Origin of the sequence: Rhodopseudomonas sp. (assembly GCF_036404135.1) — a bacterium.
GTDB lineage: Bacteria > Pseudomonadota > Alphaproteobacteria > Rhizobiales > Xanthobacteraceae > Rhodopseudomonas_A.
This window is the reverse complement of the sequence record NZ_DASWPE010000209.1, coordinates 1-24,538: the sequence shown is the minus strand read 5'-3', so window position 1 is coordinate 24,538 and position 24,538 is coordinate 1. Positions and strand designations below refer to the sequence as shown.

Genomic DNA, 24,538 nt, shown 5'->3' with positions numbered 1-24,538 from the left:
GGCCGGCGTGCTGCAGGGCGACGTCAAGGACGTGCTGCTGCTCGACGTCACCCCGCTGTCGCTGGGCATCGAGACGCTGGGCGGCGTGTTCACCCGCATCATCGAGCGCAACACCACGATCCCGACCAAGAAGAGCCAGGTGTTCTCGACCGCCGAAGACAACCAGAATGCGGTCACCATCCGGGTGTTCCAGGGCGAGCGCGAAATGGCCGCCGACAACAAGATCCTCGGTCAGTTCGACCTGATGGGGATTCCGCCGTCGCCGCGCGGCATGCCGCAGATCGAGGTCACCTTCGACATCGACGCCAACGGCATCGTCAACGTCTCGGCCAAGGACAAGGCCACCGGCAAGGAACAGCAGATCCGGATCCAGGCCTCCGGCGGATTGTCGGAAGCCGACATCCAGAAGATGGTCAAGGACGCCGAGGTCAACGCCGCGGAAGACAAGAAGCGGCGCGAGGCGGTGGACGCCAAGAACCACGCCGACGCGCTGGTGCATTCGACCGAGAAGGCCTTGGCCGAACACGGCGCCAAGGTCGAGGAGAGCGAGCGCCGTGCCATCGAGGACGCGCTGGGCGATCTGCGCGAAGCCTTGAAGGGTGACGACGCCGAGGCGATCAAGGCGAAGTCCAACACGCTGGCGCAGGCTTCGATGAAGCTCGGCGAGGCGATGTACAAGCAGCAGGCCGAGGCCGACGCGGCCAAGGATGCCGCCAAGGACGACGTGGTCGACGCCGAATTCACCGAAGTCGACGACGACAAGCCGAAGAAGTCGGCGTGATGCTGCAATGAACGTGGCCCCCACCCTCGGAAGCGCGGCGCGCGTCTGAACGGTCGGGGCCATTTTTCGTAAAGAGCCGGCGAGCGGCCGGCGGTTTTTAAAGTTTTGCGTTGCATCCTTTGAGACGCGTTCCTCCGGACGCTCGCGGGATCAGGACAAACTTCAGGCGGATTTGACGGATGTCCACCACCAAACGCTGCTACTACGAAACCCTCGAAGTCGATCGGAGCGCTGACGATTCCAGCCTGAAAGCGGCGTTTCGCAAGCTGGCGATGAAATGGCATCCGGATCGCAACCCCGGCGATGCCTCGAGCGAGACCCGCTTCAAGGAAATCAACGAAGCCTATGAAGTGTTGAAGGACGGCGACAAGCGCGCCGCCTACGATCGCTACGGCCACGCCGCGTTCGAGCAGGGTGGCGCCGGCGGCCCGGGCTTCGGCGCCGGCTTCGCCTCGTCATTCTCGGATATTTTCGAAGACCTGTTCGGCATGGCCGGGCAGCGCGGCGGCCGCGGCAACGGCCGCGAGCGCGGCGCCGACCTGCGCTACAACATGGAAATCACGCTGGAGGACGCCTTCGTCGGCAAGACCGCGCAGATCGAGATCCCGGTTTCGGTGACCTGCGAATCCTGCTCCGGCACCGGCGCTAAGGCCGGCACCAAGCCGAAGACTTGCTCAATGTGCGGCGGCGCCGGACGGGTGCGTCAGGCGCAAGGCTTCTTCACGCTGGAGCGCACCTGCCCCGGCTGCCAGGGCCGCGGCCAGATGATCGAGGATCCGTGCCCGAATTGCTCCGGCGCCGGACGGATCGAGCGCGACCGCACGCTGTCGGTCAACATTCCGCAGGGCGTCGAGGACGGCACCCGGATCCGGTTGGCCGGCGAGGGCGAGGCCGGGCTGCGCGGCGGCCCGCCCGGCGACCTCTATATTTTCCTGTCGCTGGCGAGCCACGTCTTTTTCCAGCGCGACGGCGCAGATCTGCATTGCCGGGTTCCGATCTCGATGGTCGCGGCCGCGCTCGGCGGCGAGATCGAAGTGCCGACCATCGACAAGGGGCAGTCGAAAGTTAAGGTGCCGTCGGGCACCCAGTCCGGCCGGCGCTTCCGCATCGCCGCGAAGGGCATGCCGGTACTACGCTCCCGGCAGATGGGCGACATGTACGTGCAGGTGGTGGTCGAGACGCCGCAGAACCTGACCAAGCGGCAACAGGAGCTGCTGGCCGAGTTCGAAAAATTATCTTCCGGTGCCACGCAACCGGAGGCAGCCGGTTTCTTTACCAAGGTCAAGGACTTCTTCGGTACGCGCGGAGCAGCCAGCTGACCGTCTCGCTTGACCGCTAGTGTTGCTACCTATACGTCTTGTAACAGAAATTTGACACTCATGATCCGGCCCGCCTGGTAGCCAAATGGCTCTGCAATCTTCCGTGCGTGCGTTGAAAAAGCCTGCCCGTCTCGACGACGAGGTTCGCTTTCTCCGCTCCTGGATCGAAAAACCTCTCCATATGGGCGCGGTGATGCCGTCGGGCAAAGTGCTCGCCCGCACCATGGCGAACTATGTCGACGTCGAATCCGACGATCCGGTGATCGAGCTCGGGCCCGGCACCGGCGCCATCACCCACGCGCTGATCGACCATGGCGTCGATCAGAAGCGGCTGGTGCTGGTCGAATACAATCCAGGCTTTTGTGCGCTGCTGCGCGAGCGCTATCCGCAAGCCACCGTGGTGCAGGGCGACGCCTATCGGCTGCGTGATTCGCTGTGGAAGATCCTCAAAGCCCCGGCGGCGGCGGTGGTGTCCGGTCTGCCGCTGGTCACCAAGCCGATGCTGACAAGGCTGCGGCTGATTCGCGATTCCTTCGCGATGCTGGCGCCGGGCGCGCCGTTCGTGCAGTTTACCTATTCGGTGGCGCCGCCGATTCCGAAATCGCTGCCCGGTGTCGCCACCGAGGCCTCCGAGCGGATCTGGATGAACATTCCGCCGGCGCGGGTTTGGGTGTATCGCAAGGGCTGATCCGAGCATGATCCGGATTTTCGGATAACATCATGCTCTCGGGGAGCCGGCACCGGCTCCGGCTCTCAAAGTTGCGATCGGAATCATGTCGGCGGTCAAGATCCTCGTCATTCCCGGCTCGCTGCGCACCGGCTCGCTCAACGTGCGGCTGGCCGCTGCTGCGATCGACGAATTCGTCCGCGCCGATGTCGAGGTCACGCGGCTGTCGCTTTCCGACTATCCGTTGCCGATCTACGACGCCGATCTTGAGGCGAGGTCCGGCGTGCCGGCCAACGCGGTCAATCTGAAGCGGATGATCGGCGCGCATCGCGGCGTGCTGCTGGTCTCCCCGGAATACAATTCCGCGCCGCCGCCATTGTTGAAGAACGCGATCGACTGGGTATCGCGGGTCAAGGATCCGCACGAGACCCAGGGCCAGGTGTTTCGCGAGCGCGCCTTCGCGCTGGCGGCGGCCTCGGAAGGCAGGCTCGGCGGCACCCGCTGTCTGGCGGCGCTACGGCTGATTCTGTCGGGCTGTCGCGCCACGGTGATTCCCAATCAGCTCGCGCTGTCGTTCGCCGACCAGGCCTATGACGACACCGACCGGCTGAAACATTCCGCCGACATCGAGGCGCTGCGCGCTTTGGTGCGGCAGTTGATCGAATTCGCCCAGCAGATGAAGTGAGCCCCCGGAAGTGAGTCCCCATGAGTGAGACGATAGAAGCGCGCGACCGCATGATCGTGGCGCTGGATCTGCCGAGCGTGGAGGCCGCCGAGGCGATGGTCGCAAAACTCGGCGACAGCGCGTCGTTCTACAAGATCGGCTATCAACTGGCCTATGCCGGCGGGCTGTCGATGGTCGGCCGGCTCGCCGATGCCGGCAAGAAAGTGTTCGTCGATCTCAAGCTGCACGACATCGGCAACACCGTGGCCCGCGGCGTGGAAAGCCTGAGCGGGCTCGGTGCGACGTTTCTCACCGTGCACGCCTATCCGCAGACCATGAAGGCTGCGGTCGAAGCGCGCGGCAAGTCGGGGCTGAAAATTCTCGCGGTCACCGTGCTGACCTCCTATGACGCCGCCGATTTGCAGGAGGCCGGCTACCGGCTCGGCGTGCGCGAACTGGTCGAATTGCGCGCCCGCCAGGCGCAGGCGATCGGCGTCGACGGTCTGGTCTGTTCGCCGGAAGAGGCGGCGCATCTGCGCGGCCTGGTCGGGCCGAAACTCGCTCTGGTGACGCCGGGGATTCGCCCGGCCGGCGCTGCTGCCGGCGACCAGAAGCGGATCATGACGCCCGCGCGTGCGATCAAAGCCGGCGCGGATTATCTGGTGGTCGGCCGGCCGATCGTCGAGGCCGCCGATCCGAAGGCCGCGGCCTGCGCCATCGCCGACGAGATCGCAACCGCAACCGCTTGAGTGGGGAATCATGGCAAAAGGCTACTGGATCGCGCGCGTCGACGTCAGCAATATGGACGGCTACAAGGACTACGTCTCGCAGAACGGCGCGGTGTTCGCCAAATACGGCGCGAAGTTTCTGGTCCGCGCCGGACAATACGAGAATCCGGAAGGCTCGTCGCGCTCGCGCAATGTGGTGCTTGAATTCAAGGACTACGAGACCGCGCTGGCCTGCTACTACTCGCCGGACTACCAGCGGCTGGTCGCGCTCCGCAAGCCGCATGGCGAGAACGACCTGGTGATCGTCGAGGGTTATGACGGCCCGCAGCCGTAGTTGGGATTTCGCCCTCCAAAGCCTGCGCCTAATCACTGACTTAACCACATCGGCAGCGCGCTCCCCTCCCCCTTGCGGGGAGGGCAATCGCATGAAAGTTGGCGGTTGCTGCGAGGATCACCCTCCCCTGGAGGGGGAGGGTCGCTCGCACAGCGAGCGGGGTGGGGTGGCGAAGAGTTCATCCGCCGTTCGCGCGACACACCCCACCCCGGCGCGTACCGCGCTACGCGCGGTCCCCGCCGACCCTCCCCCTCCAGGGAAGGGTGAAGAGAGCTGCGAGGCAATGGCCTGCGAAAATCCATGTGCGGTCGCCCTGCCCGCAAGGGGGAGGGGAGAACGGCGCGCCGCATCCCTTCGACACGCCGCTTCGCGAGCGCCGACGAATTTCCGGTGCCATCGAGTTAGCAATTCATCTTAGCAATTCATCGCCCGCCGCCGGCATCCTACCCGCTTCGGTTGCCCGGCCGCCCCGCCCCGGCTATACCGCGACAGAGTTCGAGGGCCGAAACCATGTCCGACATGCGTCTGATCGTTGCGGGAGCCGGCGGCCGGATGGGCCGTGCGCTGGTCCGCGCCATCGCCGAAACCCCCGGCGCGGTGCTGGCCGGCGCGCTGGAGGCGCCGACCTCGCCGCTGCTCGGCCAGGACGCCGGCGCGCTGGCCGGGCTGCCGCCCTGCGGCATCAAGCTGTCGCCCGACCTGTGGGCGCTGTCGGCCGAGGCCGACGGCATCGTGGATTTCACCGTGCCGGAAGCCACCATCGCCAATGTGGCGATCGCGGCGCAGCGCGGCCTGGTCCACGTCATCGGTACCACCGGGCTCTCCGCCTCCGACGACGCGGTGATCAGAACCGTCACCTCGCGCGCCACCGTGGTGAAGTCCGGCAATATGAGTCTCGGCGTCAACCTGCTGGCGGCGCTGGTGAAGCGGGTGGCGCGCTCGCTCGACGACGGCTTCGACATCGAGATCGTCGAGATGCATCACAAGGCCAAGATCGACGCCCCCTCCGGCACCGCGCTCTTGCTCGGCGAGGCCGCCGCGGCCGGCCGCGGCATTGCGCTCGCCGAGCATTCGATCCGTGGCCGCGACGGCGTCACCGGCGCGCGCAACGCCGGCGACATCGGCTTTGCGTCGTTGCGCGGCGGCACCGTCACCGGCGATCACAGCGTGATCTTCGCCGGCCCCTATGAGCGCATCGAGCTCACCCACAAGGCCGAGGACCGCATGATCTTCGCCCATGGCGCGCTGAAGGCCGCGCTGTGGGCGCGCGATCAGGCCCCCGGCTTCTATTCGATGGCCGACGTGCTCGGCCTCAGCGACATCTGATCAGAACTGGAAATCAGCCAAATGAGCGATCGACTTCTCGTGCTCGTGCGCCACGGCCAGAGCGAATGGAATCTGAAAAACCTGTTCACCGGCTGGAAGGACCCCGGCCTGACCGAAAAGGGCATCGCCGAAGCCAAGGCCGCCGGGCAGAAATTGAAGGCTCAGGGCCTGGTGTTCGATCTGGCCTTCACCTCGGTGTTGACGCGGGCGCAGACCACGCTCGAATTGATGCTCAACGAGCTCGGCCAGACCGGGCTGCCGACGCAGAAGAATCTGGCGCTCAACGAGCGCGACTATGGCGATCTGTCGGGCCTCAACAAGGACGACGCCCGCAAGAAATGGGGCGAGGAGCAGGTCCATGTCTGGCGCCGCTCCTACGACGTGCCGCCGCCCGGCGGCGAAAGCCTGAAAGACACGCTGGCGCGCGCTCTGCCTTACTACGTGCAGGAGATCCTGCCCTGCGTGCTGCGCGGCGAGCGGACCTTGGTGGCGGCGCACGGCAATTCGCTGCGCGCGCTGATCATGGTGCTGGAGAAGCTCACGCCGGAAGGCATTCTGAAGCGCGAACTCGCCACCGGCGCGCCGGTGATCTACCGGCTCAACGCCGATTCCACCGTGGCCTCGAAGCTCGATCTGGCGGCGTAATCCGAAGAACGCCGAAGCGCTACCCGCGAAGCCCTGCATGGTCATCCTGAGGAGCCCGGCGAAACGCAAAGCGCATAGCCGGGCGTCTCGAAGGATGACGAAGCAGATGCTTGCGGCGCATCCTTCGAGACGCGCGCCCAACTGGGCGCGCTCCTCAGGATGACGTCGCGTTATGTTGCAACGAACGCGTTAAGCGCCTCACTCCGTCCCCACCTGCCCTGCCTCCCAGCCGAGCATGGCGCGTTTGCGGGTCAGCCCCCAGTGATAGCCGGTGAGCGCGCCGCCCTTGCCGAGCGCGCGATGGCACGGCACCACGAACGACACCGGATTTTTGCCGACCGCAGCGCCGACCGCGCGCGCCGCCTTCGGCTGGTCGATGCTGCTGGCGATGTCCGAGTAGCACACCGCGCGGCCCATCGGGATCTTCAGCAGCGTCTCCCACACCCGGACCTCGAAATCGGTGCCGATCAGCACCACTCGCAGCGGCTCCTCGGCGCGCCACAGCCTTGTGTCGAACACCCGCTGCGCCAGCGCCGCGGTGCCCAGGGCGTCTTCCACATAGCTCGCGCGCGGCCAGCGCCGCTGCATGTCGGCGAGTGCCGCGGCCTCCTCGCCGGGATCGGCAAACGCAAGGCCAGCCAGGCCGCGCGCGCTTTCGATCACCACCGCGGTGCCGAATGGCGAGGGATGCAGGCCGTAGCGCAGCGCCATGCCGGCGCCGCCGCTCTTCCATTCGCCGGGCGACATCGCCTCATGCGTCACGAACAGGTCGTGCAGCCGCCCCGGCCCCGACAGCCCCGAATCCAGCGCCGCGTCGAGCACGCTGGCCGAGCCCCGCAGCAGGCCCTTGGCGTGGTCGAGCGTCAGCGCCTGCATGAACGCCTTGGGGGTCAGCCCGGCCCAGCGCCGGAACAACAGATGCAATTCGTCCGGGGTGACGCCGGCGGCGTCGGCGATCGGCTCGATCGCGGGCTGCTCGCGCCAATGCAACGAGATGAAGCCGATGGCGCGGCGCACGGAATCATAATCGCGCAAGGCCGCGTCTTGCGGGCCGGGCTTGGCGGGGCGATGCTCTGTCATGGCAAGATTGATCATGCCTCCGATCTAGTCCGGCGGCCACAACGCGGCCACCCGAATCCCGACATCGGGGCGCGGCTGCAAAAAACGACGGCAACCAGCCCTTGCTCCGCGATCGGCGCGGCGGCAGCATTGCCGCGCGCCGCAGGCGCGGATCGCGGTCAAGATCGAGGGGCGAATGGCAAAGACGTTGAAGGCGCCGGCGGGGGCGAAGATTGCGGTTGGAAAATCTCAGGCCGGGAAAGCTGTCGCCAAGCCGCCGGTCGGCAAGACATCAGTGGACAGGCCGAAAACCAAGCCCAAAGCCAAGACCGAATCCAAGTCCGAAGCCAAGACCAAACCCTGGAGCGCGGCCGAGGTGCGCGAGGCGTTCACCCGCTTCGCCAAAGCCAATCCGGAGCCCAAGGGCGAGCTCGAACACCTCAACCCGTTCACGCTGCTGGTCGCCGTGGTGCTGTCGGCGCAGGCCACCGACGCCGGCGTCAACAAGGCGACCCGGGCACTGTTCGCGGTGGCCGACACCCCGCAGAAGATGCTCGATCTCGGCGAAGACACGGTGCGCGACTACATCAAGTCGATCGGGCTGTACCGCACCAAGGCGAAGAACGTGATCGCGCTGTCGCACAAGCTGATCGCGGAGTTCGGCGGCGAGGTGCCGCGTAGCCGCGCCGAACTGGAGACGCTGCCCGGCGCCGGCCGCAAGACCGCCAATGTGGTGCTCAACATGGCGTTCGGCGAGCGCACCATGGCGGTCGACACCCATGTGTTTCGCGTTGCCAACCGCACCGGCCTTGCCCCCGGCGACACCCCGCTCGCGGTCGAACTCGGGCTGGAGAAGGTGATCCCCACCGAGTTCATGCTGCACGCGCATCACTGGCTGATCCTGCACGGCCGCTACACCTGCCTCGCGCGCAAGCCGCGCTGCGAGGTCTGCCTGATCAACGATCTGTGCCGCTGGCCGGAAAAGACCGTGTGAGCCTCAGACGAATTCCTGCACCGTGGCGAGCAGCCGGGCGATGTCCTGCGGCCGGCTCAATCGGTGGTCGCCGTCCGGGATCATGCTCAGCACCACGTCGTCGCAGGGCAGCCGCTCCGCCAGCGTGAACGCATGGCGCCATGGCACGTCGGGGTCCTGCCGGCCCTGCAGGATGCGCACCGGGCAGCCGAGCTCGATGGCGCCGCCGAGCAGGAGATGCTTGCGGCCGTCCTCGATCAGCTTGCGGGTGATCGGATAGGGCTCGCCATAGTCCGACGGCCGCAGCCAGCTCCCGGTGGCCTCGATCTCTTCGCGAATTTCGGGCGAAAACCCGTCCCACATCAGCGCCTCGGTGAAATCGGTGGCCGGCGCGATCAGCACCAGCGCCGCGATGTTTGCGCGCGAGGTCGGCCGGCCGGCGAGATGCCGCGCCAGCAACAGCGCCAGCCAGCCGCCCATCGAGGAGCCGACCACGATCTGCGGGCCGTCGCAGAACTCGTCGAACACCGCGATGCTTTCTTCGAGCCAGCGGCTGATGCTGCCGTCGGCGAAGCCGCCGCCGGAACAGCCATGGCCGGAATAGTCGAAGCGGACGCAGGCCCGGCCGGTCTCGGCGGCAAAACCGTCGAGCGCCACCGCCTTGGTGCCGGTCATGTCGGAGTGAAAGCCGCCGAGCCAGAACAGCCCGGGCGCCGCGCCGGCGCGAGCACGCACCGCGATCCGCCGCTGTTCGGCGCCGACGCCGACCTCGATCGACGACGGCATGGCGATGGAGAGGTCGATGGCTGCGCCGCTCATGGATGACTTGCCCCGGGGTTTTGCGTTGTCTGATCCAGCCGGGCTGTTTCGTCAACGCAGCGGATTCCGGGACCGGGCACGCACCCTGCCGGGAAAAGTTCCCGGATGCTCGCGGGATAAAGCGCCGCCGGCGTTGCCGAAATGCCGCTTAGACGATGGTTTTGCCACGATCCGACGACTGGTCGCTTGCCGCCGGTTGCGGATTCCTTCACACTGTCGCGCGATCAGCACCATGGACCGCGCTTTTTTGCGTCCGATCACGCTCGTAACTATGTTACAGCGCATCACTGATCGACCAAGCCGCTAACACCTTGATTGATCATTCGCCGCCTACGTTCACAACATTGGAGAGCCACCCATTCGCCGTCCCAACAGAGCCCCGCCCGCCGCAACCAAAGACGGGCCGCGCACCAATGATGAAATCCGTAACCACGAGATCCAGCTGATCGATCAGACGGGCCTGAATCATGGCACCATCGAAACGATCGCCGCGATCAAGATGGCCGCCGAGGCGGGCATGGATCTGGTCGAGATTTCGCCCAATACCAATCCTCCCGTATGCAAGATCATGGACTACGGGAAGTTCAAATATTCGGCGCAGAAGAAGGCCGCCGAAGCCCGCAAGAAGCAGAAGATCGTCGAGATCAAGGAGATCAAGCTCCGCCCGATGATCGACGATCACGACTATGAAGTGAAAATGCGGGCGATGCAGCGGTTCTTCGAGGAAGGCGACAAGGTGAAGATCACCCTGCGCTACCGCGGCCGCGAAATGGCGCATCAGGAAATCGGCACCAAGCTGCTCGACAAGGTCAAGAACGACGTTGCCGAATACGCCAAGGTCGAGCAGGACGCGCGCTTCGAAGGCCGCCAGGTCGTCATGGTGCTGGCGCCGCGCTGAGCGTAGCCTCCCGCAAAGCATCGAGAATTCGGGCTCGTCAGATTTCTGGCGGGCCGTTTTCTTGTGCGGTGGGGGATGTTGAGTGGCTGAGGCTGCTTGGTGAAGCGCCGCCCTCGCGATGCCCCCCACCCTAACCCTCCCCCGCTTGCGGGGGAGGGCCGGGGTGGGGGCTCTTACGGGCAAGCCCGCACCGCAGGCTGCCGCAACTCGCTAGCCCCGCCTCGCCTGCCAGACGCCGCTGCAGCGGTCGCCGGAAATCAGTCCGCTCCAGCGCCCGGCCCCGACATTGCCGGCGAGCCGGCCGCTGCCGCTGGCGACCGAGGCGCCGACCGCGACCCGCACCGACACCGCGCCGCCGCGGCCGATGCCGCCGGTGACCTTGCCGCCGCCGGCCGACGACACCCGTCGTCCCGTCACGGTGAACGGCACCCGGTAGCCCGAGCTGCAATTGCCGGCCTCGGTGGCGAATTCCACGTTCCAGACCCCGTCATAGAGGCCGGCCGCAGCGGCGTGCCGGGCGTGCTTTGCCTGCGCCGCGTCGGGCGCGGCGATCGGCAGCGCCAGCAACGCCGCGGCCAGCAATCCGTGCCATGCGGAGCGGGTGATCGCGGAAACAGGTTTCGGTCGGCTCGGCATCGGCGTCGGGCTCCCTGAAAAGGGGCATCGTCCGGTGGTGAGGCGAGTGGCCCCGGCCATAAGCTTTGGCGTTAATCGTTGCCAATCTGACGCCGCTCTGCCATAAGCGCAACCTTCATCGCCCGGCTGATCAAGGGCTGCCGTGTCGATGACCGTGCCGGTTCTGTCCGCGTGGACTTTAACTGAGCACTTTCAACGCTCTAACGAGCATTTTAGCCGGCCAGCCGCCCTCGCGGGCGACTCTTGCGCGTCGGGATAGGAGAGCCAAATGCCCAAGCTGAAGACCAAATCGGGCGCCAAAAAGCGCTTCAAAGTAACCGGCACCGGCAAAGTTGTGTCGGCCCATGCCGGCAAACGCCACGGCATGATCAAGCGGACGAAGAAGCAGATTCGTCAGCTGCGCGGCACGCGCATTCTGTTCAAGACCGACGGCGAAAACATCAAGAAGTATTTTCTGCCGAACGCCTGACCGTTCAAGCCGCATCTGCGGCGACCTCATCAGGCCGCGTCCGCGCGGCTATTCCAGCATTCCAGATGAAGGAGATCAGTCATGGCTCGCGTCAAACGCGGTGTGACGGCTCACGCCAAGCATAAGAAAGTCTACAAGCTCGCCAAGGGTTTCCGTGGCCGGCGCAAGAACACCATCCGCACCGCCAAGGCGGCGGTCGACAAGGCCGGGCAATACGCGTTCCGCGACCGCAAGCGCAAGAAGCGCACGTTCCGGGCGCTGTGGATCCAGCGTCTCAACGCCGCGGTGCGTCCGCTCGGCATGACCTACAGCGTGTTCATCAACGGGCTCGCCAAGTCGGGCATCACCGTCGACCGCAAGGTGCTGTCGGATCTGGCGATCAACGAGCCGGCGGCGTTCCAGGCGATCGCCGAGAAGGCCAAGGCCGCGCTCGCGGCCTAAAGGTCCGACGCCGCGCTCGCGGCGTAAGCCTTTCTTACCCTCCCCTGGAGGGGGAGGGTCGAACGGCTCGGCGACGCCCAAGGCGTCGCTGCAGACGTTCGGGGTGGGGTGTCCTGCCGATCCGCGCGCGCCCCCGATTTTCATCATCCCCACCGATCCGCTTGAGCGGATCGATCTCCCCTCCAGGGGAGCTGGGAGACCGGGGCGCTCGCCAATGTCTGATCTCGAAAAGTCGAATCTCGAAAACCTGCAATCGCAGATTCTCGCCGCCGTCGCCGCGGCCGCCGACGAGGCCGCGCTCGAAGCCGTGCGCGTCGCGGCGCTCGGCAAAAAGGGCTCGATCTCGGCCCTGCTCGCCACGCTCGGCAAGATGTCGCCGGAGGAGCGCAAGACCGAGGGGGCGGCGATCAACCTCGCCAAGACGGTCGTCAGCGACGCCCTCGCCGCGCGGCGCGACATTCTGAAAAACGCCGCGCTCGACGCCCGGCTCGCCTCGGAAACCATCGACGTCACCCTGCCGCTGCGCGAGACGCCCGCCGAGCTGGGCCGGATTCATCCGCTCAGCCAGGTGATGGACGAACTCACCACGATCTTCGCCGACATGGGCTTTGCGATCGCCGAAGGCCCGGACATCGAGACCGACGACTACAACTTCACCAAGCTGAATTTTCCGGTCGGCCATCCGGCGCGCGAGATGCACGACACCTTCTTCTTCAATCCGAAAGAGGACGGCTCGCGCAAGCTGCTGCGCACCCACACCTCGCCGGTGCAGGTGCGCACCATGCTGAGTCAGACGCCGCCGATCCGCGTGGTCTGTCCGGGCCGCACCTACCGGATCGATTCGGACGCCACCCACACGCCGCAATTCCACCAGGTCGAGGGCCTCGTCATCGACAAGGGCTCGCATCTCGGCCATTTGAAATGGATCCTGCACGAGTTCTGCAAGGCGTTCTTCGAGGTCGACAACATCAACATGCGGTTCCGGCCGTCGTTCTTCCCGTTCACCGAGCCGTCGCTCGAAGTCGATATCCAGTGCCGCCGCGATAAGGGCGAGATCCGCTTCGGCGAGGGCGAGGACTGGCTGGAGATTCTCGGCTGCGGCATGGTGCACCCCAACGTGCTGACCGCCTGCGGCATCGATCCGGAGGTCTATCAGGGCTTCGCCTGGGGCATGGGCATCGACCGCATCGCGATGCTGAAATACGGCATGAGCGATCTACGGCAATTGTTCGAGGCCGACGTCCGCTTCCTCAATCACTACGGCTTCAAGCCGCTCGACGTGCCGACGCTGGCCGGGGGATTGAGCAACCCATGATTGTCTGTGGTATGCTGCTGCCAACAGCGGAGTGATCCCATGAACGACGATGACATCGAACAGATTGCGTCGCGGATCCTAAGAGACAATCTTGGTGCGTTCGGATTTCAAGGTTCAGAAGTACGCTCTGAAATCGACTTCGACGGCAGTCCCGTGGTCCGTATCAAGGCTCGTTACACCGATGCGAACGCACCGACCAAAGCGATCACCAAGTCCATGCACGAAATCCGCACCGCGCTGTTGCGTGAAGGCGAGCAGCGGTTCGTGCTGCTCGAGGGCGAATACCTCGGCGACCAGCAAATCGACGAGGACGTGAACTAGATCATGGCCTCGCCGACGATGGTATCGCGATTGCTCGACGCGGCGGAGCTTCTGCTGGAGCGCGGCGGCCGCAGCGGCGCCTTTCGGCGGCGGGCAGTGAGCACGGCGTATTATGCGGTCTTCCACAGCCTTGCTAAATCGAGCGCTGGCGCGTTGCTGTCTGACGATGCAACCGAAGAATATATCCGGGTGTATCGCGCTTTGGACCACGGGCCGCTGAAGAGCGCCTTCGCGACCGGTCCGTTGAAGGACCGCGACAACCTTCGGGAAATCGGAACGACGGTGATTCTGCTGCAAAGCGAGCGGCACAAGGCCGACTATCTGCCTCCCACCAAAGGCGTCTTTACCGTTAAACGTGCACGCGAACTCGTCGATCAGGCCCGCGACGTCGTCGCGGCCATCGAACAACTTTCATCCGACGATCGCCGAATCCTGGCGGCCCACCTCCTATTCAAGAACCGAGCATCATGAAATTCTCGCTCTCCTGGCTGAAAGATCATCTCGACACGGACGAGCCGCTGGACAGGCTGGCCGAGCGGCTCACCATGATCGGGCTCGAGGTCGAAGCCATCGAGGACAAGGCCAAGCTGTTAAAGCCGTTCACGATCGCTCAGATCATCTCTGCCGAGCAGCATCCCAATGCCGACCGGCTGCGGGTCTGCAAGGTCGACACCGGCCGAAAAAATTCCGCAGGTGAGCCCGAGCCGTTGCAGGTGGTGTGCGGCGCGCCGAACGCCCGCGCCGGCCTGAAGACGGTGTTCGCGGCGCCCGGCACCTATATCCCGGCGAAGGATTTCACCATCAGCGTCGGCAGCATCCGCGGCGTCGAGAGCCAGGGCATGATGTGCTCGGCCGGCGAGTTGGCGCTGCCCGACGCCATCGACGGCATCATCGAACTGCCAGCGGACGCGCCGGTCGGGGCGTCCTACGCCGACTGGGCCAAGCTCGGCGATCCGGTGCTCGACATCAACCTCACCCCGAACCGGCAGGACTGCACCGGCGTCCACGGCGTCGCTCGCGATCTCGCCGCCGCCGACATGGGCAAGTTCAAGGACCCCGCGATCAAGCCGATCAAGGGCGAATTCCCCTGCCCGGTGCAGGTCGTGGTCGAAGACGACAAGCTCTGTCCCGGCTTTGCGCTGCGGTTGGTGCGCGGCGTCAAGAACGGCCCGTCGCCGGATTGGCTGCAGCAGCGGCTCGTCTCGATTGGGCTGCGGCCGATCAACGCGCTGGTCGACATCACCAACTACCTCACCTTCGACCGCGCCCGGCCGCTGCACGTGTTCGACGCCGCCAACGTGAAAGGCAATCTCGCCGTACGCGCCGCGCGCGCCGGCGAAACCCTGCTGGCGCTCGACGGCAAGACCTACACGCTGGATCCCAAGGTCTGCGTGATCGCCGACGAGAATGGCGTCGAATCGCTGGCCGGCATCATGGGCGGCGAGGCCTCGGGCTGCTCCAGTGAGACCACCGACGTACTGATCGAATCGGCGCTGTGGAACGAGATCAACATCGCGCAGACCGGGCGCCGGCTCGGCATCAATTCGGATGCGCGCTATCGTTTCGAGCGCGGCGTCGATCCGGCCTTCATGGTGCCGGGATTGGAGCTCGCCACCAAGCTGGTGCTGGAATTCTGCGGCGGCACGCCGTCGCAAATCGTGGTGGTCGGCAACGCGTTCGGCGACGACCGGGTGATCGACTTTCCGCTCGCGGAAGTGAAGCGCCTCGCCGGCATCGAGGTGCCGCTGGTCGAGGTGCGGATGATCCTGACCCGGCTCGGCTTCATGGTCGCCGGCAACGGCCAGGTGGTGAAGGTGGCGATTCCGTCGTGGCGCAGCGACGTCCACGGCAAGGCTGATATCGTCGAGGAAATCGTCCGCATCGTCGGCGTCGACAAGGTGCCGATGACGCCGTTCGAGCGCGGCGACAGTCCGCGCAAGCCGGTGCTGACCCCGATCCAGTTGCGCACCCGCCGCGCCAAGCGCGGGCTGGCAGCGCGCGGCCTGGTCGAGGCGGTCAACTGGTCGTTCATCTCCAAGCCGCAGGCCGAATTGTTCGGCGGCGGGCAGCCCGAACTGGCGCTCGCCAATCCGATCGCGGCCGACCTCTCCGACATGCGGCCGAGCCTGCTGCCCGGCCTGATCGCCGCAGCGCAGGCCAATGCCGATCGCGGCAATGCGGATCTGGCGCTGTTCGAGGTCGGCCAGGTGTTCAAGGGCGACCAGCCGCAGGATCAGTTCGTTGCGGCGAGCGGCGTGCGCCGCGGCATCGCCTCGTCGGCCGGGCTCGGCCGGCACTGGTCGGGCTCCGCCGCAGCCTCCGCGCTCGACGCCAAGGCCGACGCCTTTGCGGTGTTGGCCGCCGCCGGCTGTCCGATGCAGGCGCTGCAGGTCGCAACCGGCAAGGCATTGCCGGCCTGGCTGCATCCGGGGCGCTCCGGCACGATCCAGATCGGCCCGCAGAACGTCTTGGGCTATTTCGGCGAGCTGCATCCGCGCGCGCTGGAAGCCTTGCACGCCGACGGCCCGCTGGTCGCCTTCGAGGTGATTCTCGATCGCATTCCGGACGCCAAGGTGAAACCGACCCGCGCCAAGCCGACGCTGGAATTGTCCGCGTTCCATCCGGTGTCGCGCGACTTCGCCTTCAGCGTCGATCGCGGCGTGCGCGCCGGCGACATCGTCCGCGCCGCGCAGGGTGTCGACAAGAAGCTGATCACCGCAGTCACGGTGTTCGACGTCTATGAAGGCAAGGGCATCGACGAGGCGAAGAAGTCGGTCGCCATCGCGGTGACCATCCAGCCGCGCGACAAGACGCTGACCGATCAGGAAATCGACGCGATCGGCGGCAAGATCGTCGCCGAAGTGACTAAGAAGACCGGCGGCGTGCTGCGCGGCTGAGCCGGGCCGTCATCCTGAGAGCCTGACCGAAAAAGCAGCGAGCAAAATCAGGGGTTTTGTCATTGCGAGCCGAGGGCGGCGCGCAGCGCCGACCGAACAGCGAAGCAATCCAGGGGCTCTTTTGGGTGGCCCTGGATTGCTTCGTCGCAAGAGCTCCTCGCAAAGACGCGTTGAATGCCTGATTTCGTTGATCGCTTTTTCGGTCAGGCTGTGAGGTGCGCGCTCTTTCTTGCGCGCCTCGAAGGATGACAGACACGGTGCTTGCGGCCCATCCTTCGAGGCCCTCGCGGTGCTCAGGCGCCTCAGGATGACGCCGAGAGTCGCGGCGGATCACCACGCGGCACTGGTGCTACCGCCTTCCCGGCCAGCTCAGATCCCCTGCATTCGCGCCCGAGACGCCGGGCTCGCGGCGCGGCTTCTTCGGCTTGCGCGGCGCGGGTTGCGCCGGCTCGTCGCTCTTGAGCCCGGCGAGCCGTTTCAGCGCGGCGTCGGCGGCGCGCTCGCCTGACTCCCAGGCGCCGTCCACGGTGCCCCACAGCGTCTCGTGGGTGGCCTCGCCGGCGAGGTACAACGGACCCATCGGCTCGGCCAGCACCCGCCTTGCGAACTGCCCGCCCGGCACCGCCGCCGACATCGCGCCCTGCACATGGGGCATCTCGTTCCAGCGCGTCGCCGCGGCCTGCTTGACGTCGGCCACCGCGTCGCTGCCGAACAGCTTGCCGAGCCATTCCTTGGCAAAATCGATCATCGCCGCCTCGCCCTGCGCCGACAGATCGCGGCCGAATCCGCCCGCGACGTCGACCGTGCACAGCGAGCTGCCGGCCATATTGGCGACCAGGAACGCGGTGCGGGCGTCGCTGCTTTGCTCGATCATGATCTCGTCCTTGGGCAGGCCGAGCGAATTGCCCGCCAACAGCAGCGCGACATGGTCGTAGCTGCCGAGCGTCAGCTTGGCCGCGGCGTCGAGCTGCCGCTTCGGCAGCTCCGGGCTGAATTTGAGCGCGCCCGAGGCCAGCACGTTGCTCGACACCGTGATGATCGCGGCGCGCGCCGCGATCCGCCCGGCCGGGGTTTCGACGCCGACCTCGCGGCCGCTCCAGGTGATCCGCGTCGCCGGCGTCGACAGCGCCACCGGCAGCCCCTCGCCGAGCTTGCCGATCATGCTGCCGAGCCCCTGCCGGCACGCCACCATGGCGTTGCGGTCCTGCGCGCGGAACTGGTCGAGCGCCGACAGGTCCTTCAGGTCCTTGCCGGTGGCGTAGGGCCCGAGCAGGAACTCGATGGTCGCGGCCCAGTCGCCGAGGTCCTTCGGCAGCGCTGCAGCGCAGGACAGGTCGGCCTTGCGCGCAGCGTCGTCGATGGCGCGATTGGCGCGCACCAGGCTGGCGAGCAGATCCTCGGTTTCGCTGGGGCGGGCGTTGCGGCGGCCGATCCGCAGCTTCTGCCCGGGCGGCGCCGGCGCGACGTCGAGCCCGACGCCGCGCCCGAGCTTGATCAACGGGTTGCTGTCCGGATTGTGCAGCCAGCGCGCGCCGCGATCGAACGGAACCTCGAAGCTGGCGTTGTCGGTGAGGCAGCGGCCGCCGATCTGCCGGCCGGCTTCCAGCACGATCACCTTGCGGCCCGCGGCGACGATCCGCCGCGCCGCGGCAATGCCGGCGCAGCCTGCGCCGATCACCACCACATCGGCCTCGCGCGGCAACGCTGCGGCGCCGGCGGGCCAGCGCAGCGCCGGTAGCAGCGTCAAGGCCGCAGACGCCGACAGGAACTCGCGGCGGGACATTGTCATCGCATGGTTTTCCGCAACTGGACGATTTATGGAAATCGCCCGCGAACTTGCCGCATTGCAGCGCAGCCGGCAACTCTCATGGTTAGCGGAATGTGTCGGCGATGCCGTGGCAATGAACCAAATTGCAACGGCTTATGCCCATGATTTGGAGGGGCAGGCGGGCTGCCGGAGAAGCGCCATGGGCGTCGTGCTGGATCGAATCGGCAAGCTGATCGCGGATTACCTGCAGAAGGAGGTGCCGGGCTATGAGCCGTTCACCCCGAGCGATCCGGACCATCTGCGCGCGGTGATGCAGCCCGGCGACGTGCTGCTGGTCGAAGGCAACAACCGCGTCTCCGGCATCATCAAATATCTGACGCAGTCGACCTGGTCGCACGCAGCACTCTATGTCGGCCCGATCGACGGCGCCCGCGAGCCCAACGGCGAGCCGCACGTGCTGATCGAGGCCAATATCGGCGAGGGCGTGGAATCCTCGCCGCTATCGCGCTACTTTCCCTATCACACAAGGCTGTGCCGGCCGGTCGGGCTGTCGCATGAGGACCGCACCACGGTGTGCCGCTACGCCATCAACCGGATCGGCTTCGGCTACGACACCAAGAACATCCTCGATCTGATGCGCTATCTGTTTCCGCTGCCGGTGCCGCAGCGCTGGCGGCGCAGGCTGATTGCGCTGGGCTCCGGCGATCCGACCAAGATCATCTGTTCGGCGCTGATCGCGCAGGCGTTCGACGCGGTGCGCTATCCGATCCTGCCGAGGGTCACCCGCGCCGGCTCCCGCGCCGCGCGCCGCGAGATTTTGCAGATCCGGGATTCCTCGCTGTACATGCCGCGCGATTTCGACATCTCGCCGTATTTCAACATCGTCAAGCCGACCATCGTCAGCGGCTTCGATTACACCGCGCTGCATTGGGCCGATAAACAAAAGCCGCTCGCCGAGGTGCCGGACCCCGACGATCCGTTTCACGGCGCCGTCGATGCGCTGCCGCTCGCCGCGGCCGCGGCTGATCCGCAGCCGCCGGCCGCAGCGGACGCCGGAATGATCGAGCGGGTCCGCGTCACCGAACATTTCACCGTGGTCGATTACGTCCCGGCGCGGCTGCCGCTGCGCCAGCGCGCCGGCTAGCGCCTCTTGTCGAAGCCGATCGACATGGCTACCTCTGGCGAAGAGTACGACAGAGGACAACGCGATCATGCTCGACGCCGCCATCAAGGCCCTGACCCAGATCCTGGCGCCGCCGATGCGCGCCATCCTGTACCGCTCGATCGGCTTCGCTTTGGTGCTGATCACGGTGATGGCGATCGGGCTGCAGCGCGCGCTGAGCTGGTTCGCGGAATCCGGCGAGGTCTGGGCCGAGACCGCGCTCGGCTCCAGCTTCCATGCGCCGCTCAACATTCTCGCCTGGGTGCTGTCGATCGCCGCCGGGCTCGGCGTCGTGCTCGGCGCGGTGTTCCTGATGCCGGCGGTGACCTCGCTGGTGGCGGGCTTTTTCGTCGACGACGTTGCCGAGCATGTCGAGCGCGAATACTATCCCGACGAGCGCCCCGGCGTGGCGCTGCCGTTCGGCCTCGCCATCACCGAAAGCACCAAGACCGCGCTGTTGACCATCGTGGTGTATCTGTTGGCGCTGCCGTTCGTGTTCATCGCCGGCGCCGGCTTCATCGCCTTCTTCATCGCCACCGCCTGGCTGCTCGGCCGGGAATATTTCGAACTGGCGGCGATGCGGTTTCGGCCCGTCGCCGAGGCCAAGGCGATGCGCAAGGAATACGCCACCACGGTGTTCATCGCCGGCCTGGTGATCGCGGCCTTCGTGTCGATCCCGATCGTCAACCTGGCGACCCCGTTGTTCGGCATGGCGTTCATGGTGCACATGCATAAGCGGTTGAGCGGCCCGCGCCCCGAACTGATCGTCGACGCCCCGCGCCACAGCGATCTGCCGGTGGCGTAAGGGCGGAGCTACGCCGCCATACGCCGTCATTCCGGGGCGCAAGCCGCGTCAGCGGCGCGCGAACCCGGAATTCCGCTGTTGGAAAGGCTTGTGCGCGCCGCGAGATTCCGGGTTCGCTGGGGCTTGCGCCCTCGCGCCCCGGGATGACGGTCTTCTATTGCGAAACCCAACGGCCCAGCAGCGGCGCACTGGCACGCCACTCGTCGCGCACTCCCTCGTCGCGTTCGTCGACGAGCCATTGCGCCGCCAATGCGTCGAACGGCTCGGGCGCCAGCAATTGCGCCAGCGCCCATACCGCGGCGCCGCGGACCAGCGGATTGTCATCACGAAGCAAGCGCTCCGCCTCGACGGCCAGCCCGGCATCGCCGGAGTTGCCGATCGCGATCAGCACGTTGCGGACGAAGCGGTCGCGGCCGATCCGCTTGATCGGCGATTTGGCAAACAGCGCGCGAAACGCCGCGTCGTCGAGCCGCGCCAGTTCGGCGAGCGGCGGCGCGCGCAGCGTCGCGCGCGCCGCGAGCTTGGCCTCGCGCCCCGCCGCGGCGAACTTGTTCCAGGGACAGACCGCGAGGCAATCGTCGCAGCCATAGATCCGGTTGCCGATAGCCTTGCGAAATTGCCGCGGGATCGGCCCCTTGTTCTCGATGGTGAGGTAGGAGATGCAGCGCCGTGCATCGAGCCGGTACGGCGCGACGAAGGCGTCGGTCGGGCAGGCATCGAGACAGGCCCGGCAGGAGCCGCAGTGATCGACCTCCGGCGTGTCGTGCGGCAATTCCAGCGTGGAAAAGATCGCGCCGAGAAACAGCCAGGAGCCGAATTCGCGCGACACCAGATTGCTGTGCTTGCCCTGCCAGCCCAGTCCTGCCGCCTGCGCCAGCGGCTTCTCCATCACCGGCGCGGTGTCGACGAACACCTTGACGTCGCCGCCGGCCTGCGCGATCAGCCAGCGCGCCAGCGTCTTCAGCCGCGGCTTGATCAGCTCGTGATAATCGTCGCCCTGCGCATAGACCGAGATCGCGCCTTGCTTTCGCTTGCCGAGGTTCGCGCGCGGATCGGCGTCGGGTCCGTAATTCATGCCCAGCATGATCACCGAACGCGCCTCGCGCCACAGCACCCTTGGGTCGGCGCGGCGGTCGCGATGGGTCGCCAGCCAGTCCATCGAGCCGTGCCAGCCGGCGTCGAGAAACGCGTCGAGCCGCGCAGCGATGCCTGCGATCGCCTCGACGCCGCAGATCCCGACCGCGTCGAAGCCGAGCGCGCGGGCCTGCACGCGTAGCTGATCGGTCAAATCGTTACTCATGAATGCAGGTCGATGCGGCGCACCGCTGCGATCGCGCACGCCCCCTCCCCATGTCGTCCCTGCGAAGGCAGGGACCCATCACCCCTGGCGTTGGAGACGAGGGAAAATTGTCAACCACGGTGCTAAAATGCAAGTCCGCGCCGTATGGGTCCCTGCGTTCGCAGCGACGACCCGCTGAAACGTGGCGCGCCGCCAGCCAACGCCGCTTCGCGCGGCGCTGCGTCCGCGGCTCAAGCGCCGGCGCGTTCAGAAATCCAGATCGACATAAGTGCGCGAGGCCGGCACCCCGGCCAGCCATTCGCTGAGCAGCGGGCGGAACGACGGGCGGGATTTCACCCGCGCGTACCACGCCTTTGCCGCCTCGTCCTCGGTCCATGGCACGTCGCCCAGATAGTCGATCGCCGACAGATGCGCCGCGGCGGCAAGGTCCGCGTAGGTCAGTTGATCGCCGGCGAGAAAATTCCGGGTCCGCGCCAGCCAGCCGATATAGGCCAGATGATAGCGCACATTGGCGGTTGCGGCGCGGATCACGTCCATCGCCGGCGGGCCGCCGCCGTCCTCCTCGCTCATGAACCGCTTGTAGATCCGTTCGGTGACCAAGGGGCCGCTGGCCTCTTCGAAGAATTTCTCGTTGAACCAGGACACCAGCCGGCGCACCTCGATGCGGTCGTCCATCACGGTCGGCAGCATCCGGCGTTCGCCCATCGCAGGGCCATGGCTTTCGTCGAGGAATTCGCAGATCACCCCGGCGCCGGGGATCGCCGGGCGGGCGTCGGCGATCAAGACCGGCGTGGTTCCGGCCGGGTTGAGCGCCAGGAACGCGGCGCGCCGCTCCCACGGGCGCTCCTCCACCAGCCGCAGATCAAGGCCATGTTCCCCCAAGGCGAGGCGGACGAACCGCGACAGCGGGCAGAACGGGTGGTGAAACAACGTGTACATGGGGACCTTGATAGGGATCGGATGCTTAACAAATCCTCACCAGCCGGCCGTGTCGGGCCAGCGAAGCGGCAGTTTGCGGCATCCGGGCCGGTTCGGCATCTTAGGCGTTGCGGCCTGCCGGCGAATAGGCGAGAAGAACCCGGCTTTTTCGGGCCGATCCCGATCCACAGCGGGCCATTTGATGCTTTCCGATATCATTAGGGCAGTCATCCTCGGCATCGTCGAGGGCGTCACCGAGTTTTTGCCGGTTTCCTCGACCGGCCACCTGCTGCTGGCCGAGCGGTTCTTCGACCTCGGCGAGACCAGTTTCTGGAAGAGCTTCGCGATTCTGATCCAGCTCGGCGCCATCCTGGCGATCCTGGCGCTGTATTTCGCCAAGCTGTCGCGGATCGCGGTCGGGATGTTCTCCGATCCGGCGGCGCGGCGATTCGTCGTCGGCGTGCTGGTGGCGTTCCTGCCCGCCGCGGTGATCGGCGCCGCCGCCGGCGGCTACATCAAGAGCTACCTGTTCAACCCCTGGGTGGTGTGCTTTTCGCTGATCGTCGGCGGCGCCATCCTGCTGTGGGTCGACCAGCTCGACCTCGAGCCGACCGAGCACGAGGCCACCGACTTCCCGCTGCCGATGTATTTCTACGTCGGCTGCGCGCAGTGCCTGGCGATGATCCCGGGGGTGTCGCGCTCCGGCGCCACCATCGTCAGCGCCATGCTGCTCGGCGCCGACAAGCGCGCCGCGGCGGAATTCTCGTTCTTTCTGGCGATCCCGACCATGGTCGGGGCCTTCGTCTACGATCTTTATAAAAACCGCGCCGACATGACGATGGACCATTCGCTGATCGTGGCGATCGGCTTTGCGGTGTCGTTCGTCACCGCGATCATCGTGGTGAAGACCTTCCTGGCCTATGTCACCCGCCACGGCTTCACGCTGTTCGCGTGGTGGCGGGTGATCGTCGGCACGCTCGGGCTGATCGCGCTGGCGCTCGGCAAATAGGCCGCCGCGCCGCCGCGAATCAGGAGCTCTTCGGCTCGACCACCTTGCGCTGGAACTGGCCGGTGGCGCGGAACCGCCACAGATAGGACGGCGCGATCGCCTGCAGCGAATCCGGCGGGATGCCGAGCGCCTGTAGCGTCAACCCGGCGGCCTTGGCCCCGTCCGACACCACATTGTCGAGCTGCAGCAGCGCCACCTGGTCCGGCGTCAGCTTCAGGGCGCCGGGGGCGAATTGCAGCAGCCGCGCCTGCAGCCCCGCCAGCCAGAACGGCAGCGACAGCAGGATGCGCTTCCGCTGGATGATGTCGAGGATGATCTCGATGACCTGCCGCATGGTCAGCACTTCCGGGCCGCCGAGCTCGTAAGTGGCGCCGGCTTGCGCCTCGCCGTCGACCGCCGCGGCCACTGCGCTGGCGACGTCGCCGACATAGACCGGCTGCAGCCTTGTGACGCCGCCGCCGACCAGCGGCACCACGGCGGAGATCCGCGCCAATGCGGCGAATCGGTTGGTGAACTGGTCCTCGGGGCCGAACACCACCGAGGGCCGCAAGATCACCGCCTCCGGCACCGCGGCGAGCACCGCCTGCTCTCCGGCGGCCTTGGAGCGGGCATAGAGCGACGCTGACTGCGGGTCGGCGCCGATCGCCGAGACATGCACCATGCGGGCGCCGACGCGCGCTGTAGCCTCGGCAATGGCGGCTGCGCCCTGCGCCTGCACGGCGTGGAATTTCTGCGCCCCGCCCTCGGCGAGAATCCCGACCAGATTGACCACGATGCCGGCGTCGCGCACCGCGGCCTTCACCGAATCGGGATAGCGCAGATTGGCCTGCACGGCGTGGATCTGGCCGACCTTGCCGAGCGGCTGCAGGTGGCCGGCGAGCTCGGGGCGGCGCACCGCGACCCGGATGCGGTAATCGCGTTTGGCCAGCGCGCTGACGACGTGGCGGCCGAGAAATCCCGAACCGCCGAAAACCGTGACGAGGGTGTCCAGATGCGAGGCCATGGCTGGGATCCTATCGCGTGACGTCGAGGCCGCGGCGGCCGCGCTGTTGCATCGGCTTTGCAGCAAGGGGGTTTTGGCGTTTTCGCGATGCGGCGTCAACCAAACGGTGCACGACCGGCCGGCTCGCGCACTTTCCGATTTGACAAGCGCCCCCCCGATCCGTACTAACCCGCCCGGGCCCAGGTGGCGGAATTGGTAGACGCGCTGGCTTCAGGTGCCAGTGGCTTCACGGCCGTGAAGGTTCGAGTCCTTTCCTGGGCACCACTCGTGCTCATGCCCAA

26 protein-coding genes and 1 tRNA gene are annotated in these 24,538 nt (G+C 66.5%); 20 read left to right on the top strand and 7 right to left on the bottom strand.

Features of this window, described 5'->3' with window-relative positions; genetic code table 11:
- The 8 genes from VGC77_RS23070 to VGC77_RS23035 all read left to right on the top strand — a co-directional run.
- A partial coding sequence (locus tag VGC77_RS23070; protein WP_331173888.1) for an Hsp70 family protein occupies positions 1–781 on the top strand: 781 nt, incomplete at its 5' end.
- Between the two features lie 179 nt (positions 782–960).
- Entirely contained in the window at positions 961–2,100 is a 1,140-nt protein-coding gene (gene dnaJ, locus VGC77_RS23065; protein WP_331173887.1) for a molecular chaperone DnaJ, read from the top strand.
- An 85-nt stretch (positions 2,101–2,185) separates the two neighbouring features.
- Positions 2,186–2,788 (top strand): class I SAM-dependent methyltransferase, encoded by a 603-nt coding sequence (locus tag VGC77_RS23060; protein WP_331173886.1) that lies wholly within the window; start codon positions 2,186–2,188, stop codon positions 2,786–2,788.
- 85 nt (positions 2,789–2,873) lie between these two features.
- Positions 2,874–3,452 (top strand): NAD(P)H-dependent oxidoreductase, encoded by a 579-nt coding sequence (locus VGC77_RS23055; protein ID WP_331173885.1) that lies wholly within the window; start codon positions 2,874–2,876, stop codon positions 3,450–3,452.
- Between the two features lie 20 nt (positions 3,453–3,472).
- Positions 3,473–4,180 (top strand): orotidine-5'-phosphate decarboxylase, encoded by a 708-nt coding sequence (gene pyrF, locus VGC77_RS23050; protein ID WP_331173884.1) that lies wholly within the window; start codon positions 3,473–3,475, stop codon positions 4,178–4,180.
- A 10-nt stretch (positions 4,181–4,190) separates the two neighbouring features.
- On the top strand, positions 4,191–4,493 hold the full coding sequence (locus VGC77_RS23045; RefSeq protein ID WP_331173883.1) for a DUF1330 domain-containing protein: 303 nt from the start codon (positions 4,191–4,193) through the stop codon (positions 4,491–4,493).
- Positions 4,494–5,003: 510 nt separating this feature from the next.
- Positions 5,004–5,819 (top strand): 4-hydroxy-tetrahydrodipicolinate reductase, encoded by an 816-nt coding sequence (gene dapB, locus VGC77_RS23040; protein WP_331173882.1) that lies wholly within the window; start codon positions 5,004–5,006, stop codon positions 5,817–5,819.
- Positions 5,820–5,840: 21 nt separating this feature from the next.
- Entirely contained in the window at positions 5,841–6,464 is a 624-nt protein-coding gene (locus tag VGC77_RS23035; protein ID WP_331173881.1) for a 2,3-bisphosphoglycerate-dependent phosphoglycerate mutase, read from the top strand.
- A gap of 198 nt (positions 6,465–6,662) precedes the next feature.
- Here the strand turns inward: VGC77_RS23035 and VGC77_RS23030 are convergent, their stop codons facing one another.
- A complete protein-coding gene (locus VGC77_RS23030; RefSeq protein ID WP_414709713.1) occupies positions 6,663–7,544 on the bottom strand; it encodes a methylated-DNA--[protein]-cysteine S-methyltransferase in 882 nt (293 codons plus the stop codon).
- A 175-nt stretch (positions 7,545–7,719) separates the two neighbouring features.
- Between VGC77_RS23030 and nth the strand changes: the two genes are divergently transcribed.
- The gene (gene nth, locus VGC77_RS23025) at positions 7,720–8,517 is read left to right on the top strand and encodes an endonuclease III (RefSeq protein ID WP_331173879.1); all 798 of its coding nucleotides are present in this window, start codon (positions 7,720–7,722) and stop codon (positions 8,515–8,517) included.
- Positions 8,518–8,520: 3 nt separating this feature from the next.
- Here nth and VGC77_RS23020 read toward each other — a convergent pair whose 3' ends face one another.
- Entirely contained in the window at positions 8,521–9,315 is a 795-nt protein-coding gene (locus tag VGC77_RS23020; RefSeq protein ID WP_331173878.1) for an alpha/beta hydrolase, read from the bottom strand.
- A gap of 358 nt (positions 9,316–9,673) precedes the next feature.
- Here VGC77_RS23020 and infC point away from each other — a divergent pair, with 358 nt between their 5' ends.
- Complete coding sequence (gene infC, locus VGC77_RS23015; RefSeq protein ID WP_041801265.1) at positions 9,674–10,213, top strand: translation initiation factor IF-3; 540 nt, start codon at positions 9,674–9,676, stop codon at positions 10,211–10,213.
- 210 nt (positions 10,214–10,423) lie between these two features.
- On the opposite strand, the gene VGC77_RS23010 is transcribed toward infC, so the two are convergent.
- Positions 10,424–10,849 (bottom strand): hypothetical protein, encoded by a 426-nt coding sequence (locus VGC77_RS23010; RefSeq protein WP_331173877.1) that lies wholly within the window; start codon positions 10,847–10,849, stop codon positions 10,424–10,426.
- Between the two features lie 268 nt (positions 10,850–11,117).
- On the opposite strand from VGC77_RS23010, the gene rpmI reads away from it, so the two are divergent.
- The 6 genes from rpmI to pheT all read left to right on the top strand — a co-directional run bounded on the left by rpmI (position 11,118) and on the right by pheT (position 16,292).
- Entirely contained in the window at positions 11,118–11,318 is a 201-nt protein-coding gene (gene rpmI / locus VGC77_RS23005) for a 50S ribosomal protein L35 (RefSeq protein ID WP_011470932.1), read from the top strand.
- 81 nt (positions 11,319–11,399) lie between these two features.
- Positions 11,400–11,759 (top strand): 50S ribosomal protein L20, encoded by a 360-nt coding sequence (gene rplT / locus VGC77_RS23000; RefSeq protein ID WP_331173876.1) that lies wholly within the window; start codon positions 11,400–11,402, stop codon positions 11,757–11,759.
- A 214-nt stretch (positions 11,760–11,973) separates the two neighbouring features.
- Positions 11,974–13,074 (top strand): phenylalanine--tRNA ligase subunit alpha, encoded by a 1,101-nt coding sequence (gene pheS, locus VGC77_RS22995; protein ID WP_331173875.1) that lies wholly within the window; start codon positions 11,974–11,976, stop codon positions 13,072–13,074.
- 39 nt (positions 13,075–13,113) lie between these two features.
- Positions 13,114–13,395: a hypothetical protein gene (locus tag VGC77_RS22990; protein ID WP_331173874.1), complete on the top strand. Its 282-nt coding sequence runs from the start codon at positions 13,114–13,116 to the stop codon at positions 13,393–13,395.
- A gap of 3 nt (positions 13,396–13,398) precedes the next feature.
- Positions 13,399–13,866, top strand: a complete 468-nt coding sequence (locus tag VGC77_RS22985) for a hypothetical protein (protein ID WP_331173873.1) — start codon at positions 13,399–13,401, stop codon at positions 13,864–13,866.
- The gene (gene pheT / locus VGC77_RS22980) at positions 13,863–16,292 is read left to right on the top strand and encodes a phenylalanine--tRNA ligase subunit beta (protein WP_331173872.1); all 2,430 of its coding nucleotides are present in this window, start codon (positions 13,863–13,865) and stop codon (positions 16,290–16,292) included. Before VGC77_RS22985 ends, pheT begins: the two co-directional genes overlap by 4 nt.
- 349 nt (positions 16,293–16,641) lie before the next feature.
- Here the strand turns inward: pheT and VGC77_RS22975 are convergent, their stop codons facing one another.
- Positions 16,642–18,081, bottom strand: a complete 1,440-nt coding sequence (locus tag VGC77_RS22975; RefSeq protein ID WP_331173871.1) for a flavin monoamine oxidase family protein — start codon at positions 18,079–18,081, stop codon at positions 16,642–16,644.
- A 178-nt stretch (positions 18,082–18,259) separates the two neighbouring features.
- Here VGC77_RS22975 and VGC77_RS22970 point away from each other — a divergent pair, with 178 nt between their 5' ends.
- A complete protein-coding gene (locus tag VGC77_RS22970) occupies positions 18,260–19,204 on the top strand; it encodes a YiiX/YebB-like N1pC/P60 family cysteine hydrolase (RefSeq protein WP_331173870.1) in 945 nt (314 codons plus the stop codon).
- A 67-nt stretch (positions 19,205–19,271) separates the two neighbouring features.
- Complete coding sequence (locus VGC77_RS22965) at positions 19,272–20,027, top strand: sulfate transporter family protein (RefSeq protein WP_331173869.1); 756 nt, start codon at positions 19,272–19,274, stop codon at positions 20,025–20,027.
- A 154-nt stretch (positions 20,028–20,181) separates the two neighbouring features.
- On the opposite strand, the gene queG is transcribed toward VGC77_RS22965, so the two are convergent.
- Both queG and VGC77_RS22955 read right to left on the bottom strand, forming a co-directional pair.
- A complete protein-coding gene (gene queG / locus VGC77_RS22960) occupies positions 20,182–21,327 on the bottom strand; it encodes a tRNA epoxyqueuosine(34) reductase QueG (protein ID WP_331173868.1) in 1,146 nt (381 codons plus the stop codon).
- Between the two features lie 246 nt (positions 21,328–21,573).
- Positions 21,574–22,266: a glutathione S-transferase family protein gene (locus VGC77_RS22955; protein ID WP_331173867.1), complete on the bottom strand. Its 693-nt coding sequence runs from the start codon at positions 22,264–22,266 to the stop codon at positions 21,574–21,576.
- A 181-nt stretch (positions 22,267–22,447) separates the two neighbouring features.
- On the opposite strand from VGC77_RS22955, the gene VGC77_RS22950 reads away from it, so the two are divergent.
- The gene (locus tag VGC77_RS22950) at positions 22,448–23,254 is read left to right on the top strand and encodes an undecaprenyl-diphosphate phosphatase (RefSeq protein ID WP_331173866.1); all 807 of its coding nucleotides are present in this window, start codon (positions 22,448–22,450) and stop codon (positions 23,252–23,254) included.
- A 19-nt stretch (positions 23,255–23,273) separates the two neighbouring features.
- Here the strand turns inward: VGC77_RS22950 and VGC77_RS22945 are convergent, their stop codons facing one another.
- On the bottom strand, positions 23,274–24,257 hold the full coding sequence (locus VGC77_RS22945; RefSeq protein WP_331173865.1) for a complex I NDUFA9 subunit family protein: 984 nt from the start codon (positions 24,255–24,257) through the stop codon (positions 23,274–23,276).
- A 177-nt stretch (positions 24,258–24,434) separates the two neighbouring features.
- Here VGC77_RS22945 and VGC77_RS22940 point away from each other — a divergent pair.
- Positions 24,435–24,521, top strand: a tRNA-Leu gene (locus VGC77_RS22940).
- The last annotated feature ends 17 nt before the right edge of the window (positions 24,522–24,538 follow it).

What these genes read in the sequence shown, in the direction of transcription:
- dnaJ (WP_331173887.1), top strand. Translation starts at nt 961, where the DNA reads ATGTCCACCACCAAACGCTGCTACTACGAAACCCTCGAAGTCGATCGG.
- VGC77_RS23060 (WP_331173886.1), top strand. Translation starts at nt 2,186, where the DNA reads ATGGCTCTGCAATCTTCCGTGCGTGCGTTGAAAAAGCCTGCCCGTCTC.
- VGC77_RS23055 (WP_331173885.1), top strand. Translation starts at nt 2,874, where the DNA reads ATGTCGGCGGTCAAGATCCTCGTCATTCCCGGCTCGCTGCGCACCGGC.
- pyrF (WP_331173884.1), top strand. Translation starts at nt 3,473, where the DNA reads ATGAGTGAGACGATAGAAGCGCGCGACCGCATGATCGTGGCGCTGGAT.
- VGC77_RS23045 (WP_331173883.1), top strand. Translation starts at nt 4,191, where the DNA reads ATGGCAAAAGGCTACTGGATCGCGCGCGTCGACGTCAGCAATATGGAC.
- dapB (WP_331173882.1), top strand. Translation starts at nt 5,004, where the DNA reads ATGTCCGACATGCGTCTGATCGTTGCGGGAGCCGGCGGCCGGATGGGC.
- VGC77_RS23035 (WP_331173881.1), top strand. Translation starts at nt 5,841, where the DNA reads ATGAGCGATCGACTTCTCGTGCTCGTGCGCCACGGCCAGAGCGAATGG.
- VGC77_RS23030 (WP_414709713.1), bottom strand. Translation starts at nt 7,544, where the DNA reads ATGACAGAGCATCGCCCCGCCAAGCCCGGCCCGCAAGACGCGGCCTTG.
- nth (WP_331173879.1), top strand. Translation starts at nt 7,720, where the DNA reads ATGGCAAAGACGTTGAAGGCGCCGGCGGGGGCGAAGATTGCGGTTGGA.
- VGC77_RS23020 (WP_331173878.1), bottom strand. Translation starts at nt 9,315, where the DNA reads ATGAGCGGCGCAGCCATCGACCTCTCCATCGCCATGCCGTCGTCGATC.
- VGC77_RS23010 (WP_331173877.1), bottom strand. Translation starts at nt 10,849, where the DNA reads ATGCCGAGCCGACCGAAACCTGTTTCCGCGATCACCCGCTCCGCATGG.
- rpmI (WP_011470932.1), top strand. Translation starts at nt 11,118, where the DNA reads ATGCCCAAGCTGAAGACCAAATCGGGCGCCAAAAAGCGCTTCAAAGTA.
- rplT (WP_331173876.1), top strand. Translation starts at nt 11,400, where the DNA reads ATGGCTCGCGTCAAACGCGGTGTGACGGCTCACGCCAAGCATAAGAAA.
- pheS (WP_331173875.1), top strand. Translation starts at nt 11,974, where the DNA reads ATGTCTGATCTCGAAAAGTCGAATCTCGAAAACCTGCAATCGCAGATT.
- VGC77_RS22990 (WP_331173874.1), top strand. Translation starts at nt 13,114, where the DNA reads ATGAACGACGATGACATCGAACAGATTGCGTCGCGGATCCTAAGAGAC.
- VGC77_RS22985 (WP_331173873.1), top strand. Translation starts at nt 13,399, where the DNA reads ATGGCCTCGCCGACGATGGTATCGCGATTGCTCGACGCGGCGGAGCTT.
- pheT (WP_331173872.1), top strand. Translation starts at nt 13,863, where the DNA reads ATGAAATTCTCGCTCTCCTGGCTGAAAGATCATCTCGACACGGACGAG.
- VGC77_RS22975 (WP_331173871.1), bottom strand. Translation starts at nt 18,081, where the DNA reads ATGACAATGTCCCGCCGCGAGTTCCTGTCGGCGTCTGCGGCCTTGACG.
- VGC77_RS22970 (WP_331173870.1), top strand. Translation starts at nt 18,260, where the DNA reads ATGGGCGTCGTGCTGGATCGAATCGGCAAGCTGATCGCGGATTACCTG.
- VGC77_RS22965 (WP_331173869.1), top strand. Translation starts at nt 19,272, where the DNA reads ATGCTCGACGCCGCCATCAAGGCCCTGACCCAGATCCTGGCGCCGCCG.
- queG (WP_331173868.1), bottom strand. Translation starts at nt 21,327, where the DNA reads ATGAGTAACGATTTGACCGATCAGCTACGCGTGCAGGCCCGCGCGCTC.
- VGC77_RS22955 (WP_331173867.1), bottom strand. Translation starts at nt 22,266, where the DNA reads ATGTACACGTTGTTTCACCACCCGTTCTGCCCGCTGTCGCGGTTCGTC.
- VGC77_RS22950 (WP_331173866.1), top strand. Translation starts at nt 22,448, where the DNA reads ATGCTTTCCGATATCATTAGGGCAGTCATCCTCGGCATCGTCGAGGGC.
- VGC77_RS22945 (WP_331173865.1), bottom strand. Translation starts at nt 24,257, where the DNA reads ATGGCCTCGCATCTGGACACCCTCGTCACGGTTTTCGGCGGTTCGGGA.